Origin of the sequence: Streptomyces silaceus, from assembly GCF_001419745.1 — a bacterium.
Lineage (GTDB): Bacteria > Actinomycetota > Actinomycetes > Streptomycetales > Streptomycetaceae > Streptomyces > Streptomyces silaceus.
Map to the genome: position 1 here is coordinate 1 of NZ_LIRJ01000451.1, position 7,178 is coordinate 7,178.

The 7,178-nt window shown below is 72.5% G+C and carries 8 protein-coding genes; 2 read left to right on the plus strand and 6 right to left on the minus strand.

The window, feature by feature from the left end; all coding sequences use genetic code 11:
* The 6 genes from AOK22_RS40355 to hrcA all read right to left on the minus strand — a co-directional run.
* Positions 1 to 207 (minus strand): hypothetical protein (locus AOK22_RS40355; protein WP_425264099.1); only part of this gene is annotated, 207 nt, incomplete at its 3' end.
* Between the two features lie 82 nt (positions 208 to 289).
* The gene (locus AOK22_RS33570; protein ID WP_055702495.1) at positions 290 to 814 is read right to left on the minus strand and encodes a hypothetical protein; all 525 of its coding nucleotides are present in this window, start codon (positions 812 to 814) and stop codon (positions 290 to 292) included.
* A 280-nt stretch (positions 815 to 1,094) separates the two neighbouring features.
* Entirely contained in the window at positions 1,095 to 1,835 is a 741-nt protein-coding gene (locus AOK22_RS33575) for a 16S rRNA (uracil(1498)-N(3))-methyltransferase (protein WP_055702496.1), read from the minus strand.
* Positions 1,832 to 2,905: a nitronate monooxygenase gene (locus AOK22_RS33580; protein ID WP_055702497.1), complete on the minus strand. Its 1,074-nt coding sequence runs from the start codon at positions 2,903 to 2,905 to the stop codon at positions 1,832 to 1,834. The genes AOK22_RS33575 and AOK22_RS33580 overlap by 4 nt, the downstream gene beginning before the upstream one ends.
* Before the next feature lie 102 nt (positions 2,906 to 3,007).
* The gene (dnaJ, locus tag AOK22_RS33585) at positions 3,008 to 4,147 is read right to left on the minus strand and encodes a molecular chaperone DnaJ (protein ID WP_055702498.1); all 1,140 of its coding nucleotides are present in this window, start codon (positions 4,145 to 4,147) and stop codon (positions 3,008 to 3,010) included.
* Complete coding sequence (hrcA, locus tag AOK22_RS33590; RefSeq protein ID WP_055702499.1) at positions 4,148 to 5,164, minus strand: heat-inducible transcriptional repressor HrcA; 1,017 nt, start codon at positions 5,162 to 5,164, stop codon at positions 4,148 to 4,150.
* Between the two features lie 211 nt (positions 5,165 to 5,375).
* On the opposite strand from hrcA, the gene AOK22_RS33595 reads away from it, so the two are divergent.
* Together AOK22_RS33595 and AOK22_RS33600 are read left to right on the plus strand one after the other, a co-directional pair.
* Positions 5,376 to 6,119, plus strand: coding sequence for an MBL fold metallo-hydrolase (locus tag AOK22_RS33595; protein ID WP_055702500.1), 744 nt, complete (start codon positions 5,376 to 5,378; stop codon positions 6,117 to 6,119).
* A 35-nt stretch (positions 6,120 to 6,154) separates the two neighbouring features.
* On the plus strand, positions 6,155 to 6,979 hold the full coding sequence (locus AOK22_RS33600; RefSeq protein WP_055702501.1) for a DUF3097 domain-containing protein: 825 nt from the start codon (positions 6,155 to 6,157) through the stop codon (positions 6,977 to 6,979).
* Positions 6,980 to 7,178: the final 199 nt, after the last annotated feature.

Sequence of the window (7,178 nt, forward strand, 5' to 3'; positions counted from 1 at the left end):
CCGGACGGCACGACCGTCGCGGGTGGAGGTCCACGCGACGGTCGTGCCGTCCGGGGAGATCCGGGGGTGGTTGACGGGCATGTTGTCGGCACTGACCCGCCAGGCGCGGCCCCCGTCGAGGGGCGCGACCCAGACGTCGTCCTCAGCCGTGAACGTCGCCAACTCGCCGTGAACGTGCGGAAAACGAAGGTACGCAGTCTGTGTCACATCGCCCAGCCTAAGCAGGCTCCGCGCGGGCCGACACCGGTTTGGATCACTTGCTCCGAGGTCGTCCGCGCGGGGTGCTCGGTCACTTTCCGGGGACGCAGTTGCAGGTCGGCTGGGGCTGGTGCTCGGGAGGAGCGGTCACGGTGACGGTCGTGGTGGGCCCGGGTTGCGGCTCCTCGTGGGAGGGCTCCTGGGAGGGCTGGCCTCCGTCGTTGCCGCCGTTGCCGCTACCGCCGTTGTCGTTGCCGCCGCTGCTGTCGTTCCCGTCGCCGTTGTCGCCGCCCGACTCGCAGTCGCCGAGGACGTCGACGCGGAACCACTCCTTGTTGCCGACCCGGGCGGTCAGGTTGCCGCGCACGCAGGCCCCGTCGACGACGGAGTACACCCGGCCCTTGATGGTGATGTCCGTGCCGTCGGCGGTCTCACCCTGGCAGTCCACCTTGACCACGGGGTCGGAGGTCGCCGAATCGGTCTGCGGCGTGACTCTGTCCTCGAAGCCGGCGGTGCAGCTGAGCCAGGACACGTCGACGCCCTGCCGCTCCAGCTCCTTGGTGCCCGTCTCGTCGGTGGTGATCGCGACCGCGGAGGTGTTGATCTGGCCGTCCACGGGATCGCACGCGGTGGCCCCGAGCGCGGCGGCGGCCGCGACCGAGGCCGCGAGGACCAGTCGCCGCCCGCGCGTACGCGACGGCGGACCGTGCGCCGGGCGCTTGCCCGGGCGGTGTGTCGAGCGGTGTCGTATGCGCCTTAATGCCCCCATAGGCGGCAGGGTGCCACCACGGACCCCCGTGCGGTAGACCGGATTGCGTCCTGTGTCCACTTGTCCGGAGCCCGCTCCGGGGTGTCCGAAAGCGGCCCCGGCGGGCGGGGCGCGGGGCGCGGGAAGGTCAGCTCCAGCGGCCCGTGCGGCCCAGAAGCAGCGCCGTGGCCGCCGTGCCCGCGGTCGAGGTGCGCAGCACGCTGGGGCCCAGCCGGTACGGCTTCGCGCCCGCCTCGGCGAACACCGCCAACTCCTCGGGGGACACGCCCCCTTCGGGCCCGACCACCAGCAAGATGTGCCCGGACGCGGGGAGGGGGGCCGTCGCCAGCGGCTCGCTGCCCTCCTCGTGCAGGACGGCCGCGAAGTCGGCGTCCGCGAGCAGGGCGGCGACCTGCCTGGTCGACGCGGCCTCGGCCACCTCGGGGAAGCGGACCCGGCGCGACTGCTTGCCCGCCTCGCGCGCGGTGGCCCGCCACTTGCCGAGGGCCTTGAGGCCGCGGTCGCCCTTCCACTGCGTGATGCAGCGCGACGCGGTCCACGGCACGACGGCGTCCACGCCGGTCTCCGTCATGGTCTCCACGGCCAGTTCACCGCGGTCGCCCTTGGGCAGCGCCTGCACGACGGTGATCCGCGGCGACTCCTCGGGCTCCTCGGCGACGGAGTCGAGCTTCACGATCAGCCGGTCCTTGCCCTCGGTGTCCAGGACCACGCAGTCCGCCCAGCGCCCGGCGCCGTCGGTCAGCACGACGTCCTCACCGGCGCGCAGCCGCTTCACGGAGACGGCGTGCCGCCCCTCGGGGCCGTCCAGGACGTACCGTCCGTCGTCGCCCGCGTCGAAGTGGTCGACGACGAAGACCGGGGCGGTCACGCGGCACCCTCCCCGGCCGACGAGGCCTTCGCCTCGGCCAGTTCGGCGGCCAGGACCTCCACGAGGCGGCCGGCGGGCAGCTCCCGGGCGAGCCGGTGCCCCTGCCCGGCCCACAGCGCCATGGCCTGCGCGTCACCGGCCTTCGCCGCGGCCTTGCGCAGCCCGCTGGTGAGGTGGTGGACCTGGGGGTAGGCGGCGGGCGCGTAGGGGCCGTGCTCACGCATGAAGCGGTTGACGAGACCGCGCGCGGGGCGCCCGGAGAAGGCGCGGGTCAGCTCGGTCCGCACGAAGAGCGGGTTGGTCATGGCCTGCTTGTGCAGGGCGTGGGCGCCCGACTCGGGCGTGACGAGGAAGGCGGTGCCGAGCTGCGCCGCGTCGGCGCCGGCCGCGAGGACGGCGGCGATCTGCGCGCCGCGCATCAGCCCGCCGGTGGCGACGAGGGGGATCTGCACGGTCTCGCGGACCTGCGTGATCAGCGACAGCAGCCCGATGCCCGCGCCGTCGGTCTCGGGGTTGTCCTTGTGCGTGCCCTGGTGTCCGCCCGCCTCGATGCCCTGGACGCACACGGCGTCGGCGCCCGACCACTGGGCGGTCTGCGCCTCCTCGGGCGTGGTGACGGTGACCACGGTGAAGGTTCCGGCGCGCGCGAAGGAGTCGAGGACGTCACGGGTCGGGCACCCGAAGGTGAAGGAGACGACCGGCACGGGATCGTCGAGCAGGATCGCCAACTTGGCGTCGTAGCCGTCGTCGCGCCCGCTGTCCGGGTCGCCGAGCTCCGTCTCGTACCAGGTGGCCTCACCGGCGAGCTGGTTGCGGTAGACCTCGACGGCGGCGGTGTCCGCGTACTCGGGCTGCGGCATGAAGAGGTTGACGCCGAAGGGACGCGACGTCAGCGACCGCAGCTGTTTGATCTCCTGGTACATCCCGTCGCCGGTCTTGTATCCGGCGGCGAGGAACCCGAGCCCGCCGGCCTCGGAGACGGCGGCGGCCAGCTGCGGGCCGGACGCGCCGCCCGCCATGGGGGCCTGCACGATCGGGTGGCGGCAGAGATCGGTCAGTGCGGAGGACATGACGGCATCGTGCCACGTCCTCCCGCCCCGACCGAATCACACCTTCCGGGCACACGGAAGCGGGGCACCCCCCGAGAGGGAGGTGCCCCGCGGTACCGGGCGCTACCGCCCGTTGAACGCGTCCTTGAGGCGCGAGAAGAGCCCCTGCTGGCCCGGCTGGAACTGCCCCGTGGGCCGCTCCTCGCCGCGCATCTTCGCGAGCTCCCGCAGCACCCGCTCCTGCTCGGGATCGAGCTTCGTCGGCGTGAGGACCTCGACGTGCACGATGAGGTCGCCGCGCCCGCCGCCCCGCAGATGCGTGACACCGCGGCCGTGCAGCGGGATCGACTGCCCGGACTGCGTGCCGGGACGGATGTCGACCTCCTCCATGCCGTCGAGCGTCTTCAGCGGCACCTTCGTGCCGAGCGCCGCCGCGGTCATCGGGATGGTGACGGTGCAGTGCAGGTCGTCGCCGCGCCGCTGGAAGACCTCGTGCGGCAGCTCGTGGATCTCCACGTACAGGTCGCCGGCGGGGCCGCCGCCGGGGCCGACCTCGCCCTCGCCCGCGAGCTGGATCCGCGTGCCGTTGTCCACACCGGCGGGGATCTTCACGGTGAGCGTGCGCCGCGACCGGATGCGGCCGTCACCGGCGCACTCGGGGCACGGGGTGGGCACGACCGTGCCGAAGCCCTGGCACTGCGGGCACGGCCGCGAGGTCATGACCTGGCCGAGGAAGGACCGCGTGACCTGCGACACCTCACCGCGACCGCGGCACATGTCACACGTCTGGGCGGACGTCCCGGGGGCCGCGCCCTCGCCGCTGCAGGTCGTACAGACCACGGCGGTGTCGACCTGGATGTCCTTGGTGGTCCCGAAGGCGGCCTCTTCGAGGTCGATCTCCAGACGGATCATGGCGTCCTGGCCCCGGCGCGTGCGCGACCGCGGCCCCCGCTGCGACGCCGTCCCGAAGAACGCGTCCATGATGTCGGAGAAGTTGCCGAAGCCACCGGCACCGAAGCCGCCCGCGCCTCCTCCGCCGCCCGCCTGGGACAGGGGGTCGCCGCCGAGGTCGTAGACCTGCTTCTTCTGCGGGTCCGACAACACCTCGTACGCGGCGTTGATCTCCTTGAAGCGCTCCTGAGTCTTCGGATCCGGATTCACATCCGGGTGAAGCTCACGCGCCAGCCTCCGGAAGGCCTTCTTGATCTCGTCCTGGGAAGCGTCGCGGCGCACGCCGAGTACGGCGTAGTAGTCCGTGGCCACTTACGACTCCGCCAGGATCTGTCCGACGTAACGTGCCACTGCGCGTACTGCTCCCATCGTTCCCGGATAGTCCATGCGGGTCGGTCCGACCACGCCTAGTTTGGCGACTGCCTCGCCTCCCGAACCGTAGCCGACCGAGACCACGGACGTGGAGCTGAGTCCCTCATGGGCGTTCTCGTGACCGATGCGTACGGCCATGCCCGAATCCTGCACCTCACCAAGCAACTTGAGGAGCACGACCTGCTCCTCAAGCGCTTCGAGGACGGGACGGATCGTGAGGGGAAAGTCATGTCCGAAGCGGGTGAGATTGGCGGTTCCGCCGATCATCAGCCGCTCCTCGGTCTCCTCCACGAGGGTTTCGAGGAGGGTGGAGAGGACGGTCGCGACCGTCCCCCGGTCCTCGGCCTCGAAGGCCTCGGGCAGGTCCTGCACGAGCTGCGGCACGTCCGCGAAGCGGCGGCCGGCGACCCGGCTGTTGAGCCGCGCCCGCAGGTCCGCGAGCGCCGTCTCGCCGAACGGCGCCGGGCAGTCGATCATGCGCTGCTCGACCCGGCCGGTGTCCGTGATCAGTACGAGCATCAGCCGCGCGGGAGCCAGCGAGAGCAGCTCCACGTGCCGCACCGTCGAGCGGGTCAGCGAGGGGTACTGCACGACGGCGACCTGCCGCGTCAGCTGCGCGAGCAGCCGCACCGTGCGCCCCACGACGTCGTCGAGGTCGACGGCGCCGTCGAGGAAGTTCTGGATGGCCCGGCGCTCGGGCGCGGTCATCGGCTTGACGCCGGCGAGCTTGTCGACGAAGAGCCGATAGCCCTTGTCCGTCGGAATGCGCCCCGCACTGGTGTGGGGCTGGGCGATGAACCCTTCCTCCTCCAGCGCCGCCATGTCGTTGCGGACGGTGGCCGGAGAGACACCGAGCCGGTGCCGCTCGGTGAGCGCCTTGGAGCCGACGGGCTCCTCCGTGCCCACATAGTCGTGGACGATGGCGCGCAGCACTTCGAGCCTGCGTTCACTGAGCATCGCGCACACCTCCAGCTGTCTCCGTCGTTCACGACGGGCTCCGGTGTCCCCCGAGCCCCCCGCCTGGCACTCACCACGGGTGAGTGCCAGCCTTTCAAAAGGTCAGTGTACGGCCGCCGGGTACGCACCGGGCAAGGCCGGACCCCCCTGAGCCATGCCGACGGGTACGGCACCGGCTGCCGACCTGCGACACAACGGCTAGCGTCACCGTATGGACGTGGAGCCGGCATGGGAAGCGGCGGGCTGGGAACGGCTCGCACCGCGCGTGGGACGGTGCCGTCTGCCCGTCTGGGACTGCACGGCGGGGCTCGTCGTGGGCGACGACGCGGCCCTCATGATCGAGGCGGGTGCGAGCCTCGCCGAGGGCGCCGGGCTGCGGACGCGGGCCCGGGAGATCCTCGGCGGCGGGCGCCGGGTCACCCACCTCGTCCTCACCCACCCCCACTTCGACCACGTCCTCGGGGCGGCGGCGTTCGCGGGCGTGGAGGTGTACGGCGCCGTGGGCATCGACACGGTGTTCGCCAGGGGGCGCGAGGAACTGCGCGCTGACGCGGTGCGGCACGGTCTTGCCGCGGACGCGGCGGCGGAGGCGGCCGACCTCCTGGTCCGCCCGCACCACCTGGTGTGCGGGGAGTGGACGCTCGACCTCGGCGGCGGCACGCAGGTGCTCCTCGCCAACGTCGGGCCCGGCCACACCGGGCACGACCTCGCGGTCCTGGTGCGCGACGGCGACGGCGGGCCGGAGGTCGTCTTCTGCGGCGACCTGGTCGAGGAGTCGGGCGAACCGCAGGCGGGGCCGGACGCGGCGCCCCGGCACTGGCCCGCGGCGCTGGACCGGCTCCTGGACCTCGGGGGCGAGGACGCGCTCTACGTCCCCGGGCACGGATCGGTGGTGGATGCGGCTTTTGTCCGTGCGCAGCGTGCCGCTCTCGCCGGTCGCTTCGGCGTGTCGTGACACCGACCGGGGCCGATCTTCCTATCGTCGGCAGAATGCGCCAGTACTCCGCCGACCTCACACCCCCCTGGAAGAAGCCGAAGGCCGTGCCCGAGGTGGCGGCGGACGCCGGCCTCGTGGTCGAGGAGCTGAGCACCGGGTTCTGCGGGGCGGTGATCCGCTGCGAGAAGACGGCGCAGGGGCCGACGGTGACGCTGGAGGACCGCTTCGGCAAGCACCGGGTCTTCCCCATGGAGCCACGGGGCTTCCTCCTCGAAGGGCGTACGGTCACGCTGGTCCGCCCCTCCGCGGTGGCGGCGGCGCCTCCGCCGCGGCCCACGCGCACCGCGTCCGGTTCGGTGGCCGTGCCCGGTGCGCGGGCCCGGGTCGCGCGGGCCGGGCGGATCTACGTCGAGGGCCGTCACGACGCCGAACTGGTCGAGCGGGTCTGGGGCGACGACCTGCGCATCGAGGGCGTCGTCGTGGAGTACCTGGAGGGCATCGACGACCTCCCCGCGATCGTCGCGGAGTTCGCGCCGGGGCCGGACGCGCGCCTGGGCGTCCTCGTCGACCACCTGGTTCCCGGCTCGAAGGAGTCCCGTATCGCGGCGGAGGTCACCAGCGATCACGCGCTGGTGGTCGGCCACCCCTACATCGACGTGTGGGAGGCCGTGAAGCCGTCCTCCGTGGGCATCGCGGGCTGGCCCCGCGTCCCCCGGGGCCAGGACTGGAAGACGGGCGTCTGCCGGGCCCTCGGCTGGCCGGAGAACACGGGCGCGGCCTGGCAGCACATCCTGTCCTCGGTCCACACGTACAAGGACCTGGAACCCGCACTCCTGGGCCGAGTAGAAGAACTGATCGACTTCGTAACGCTCCCTTGAACGGTGCCGCGCGGCCCCTTCGTCACGGGGGCGGGTGCGTGGGCGTCTGCGCCTTGGCGGTGCCTGCGCCTTGGGTGCGTCGGTGGTGCGGGGCCGCGGGGGGTATGTGCGTACTCGCCATCCCTGCGCCCCGCCTCAAGTCCAAAGACGCCAGATGACGCTCGGCGCTCCGTGCGCACATACCCCCACGTCCCCTCGG

Excerpts from the sequence above, each read along its gene's own strand:
- hrcA (WP_055702499.1), bottom strand. The coding sequence starts at position 5,164 with ATGCTCAGTGAACGCAGGCTCGAAGTGCTGCGCGCCATCGTCCACGAC.
- AOK22_RS33600 (WP_055702501.1), top strand. The coding sequence starts at position 6,155 with ATGCGCCAGTACTCCGCCGACCTCACACCCCCCTGGAAGAAGCCGAAG.
- AOK22_RS33595 (WP_055702500.1), top strand. The coding sequence starts at position 5,376 with ATGGACGTGGAGCCGGCATGGGAAGCGGCGGGCTGGGAACGGCTCGCA.
- AOK22_RS33580 (WP_055702497.1), bottom strand. The coding sequence starts at position 2,905 with ATGTCCTCCGCACTGACCGATCTCTGCCGCCACCCGATCGTGCAGGCC.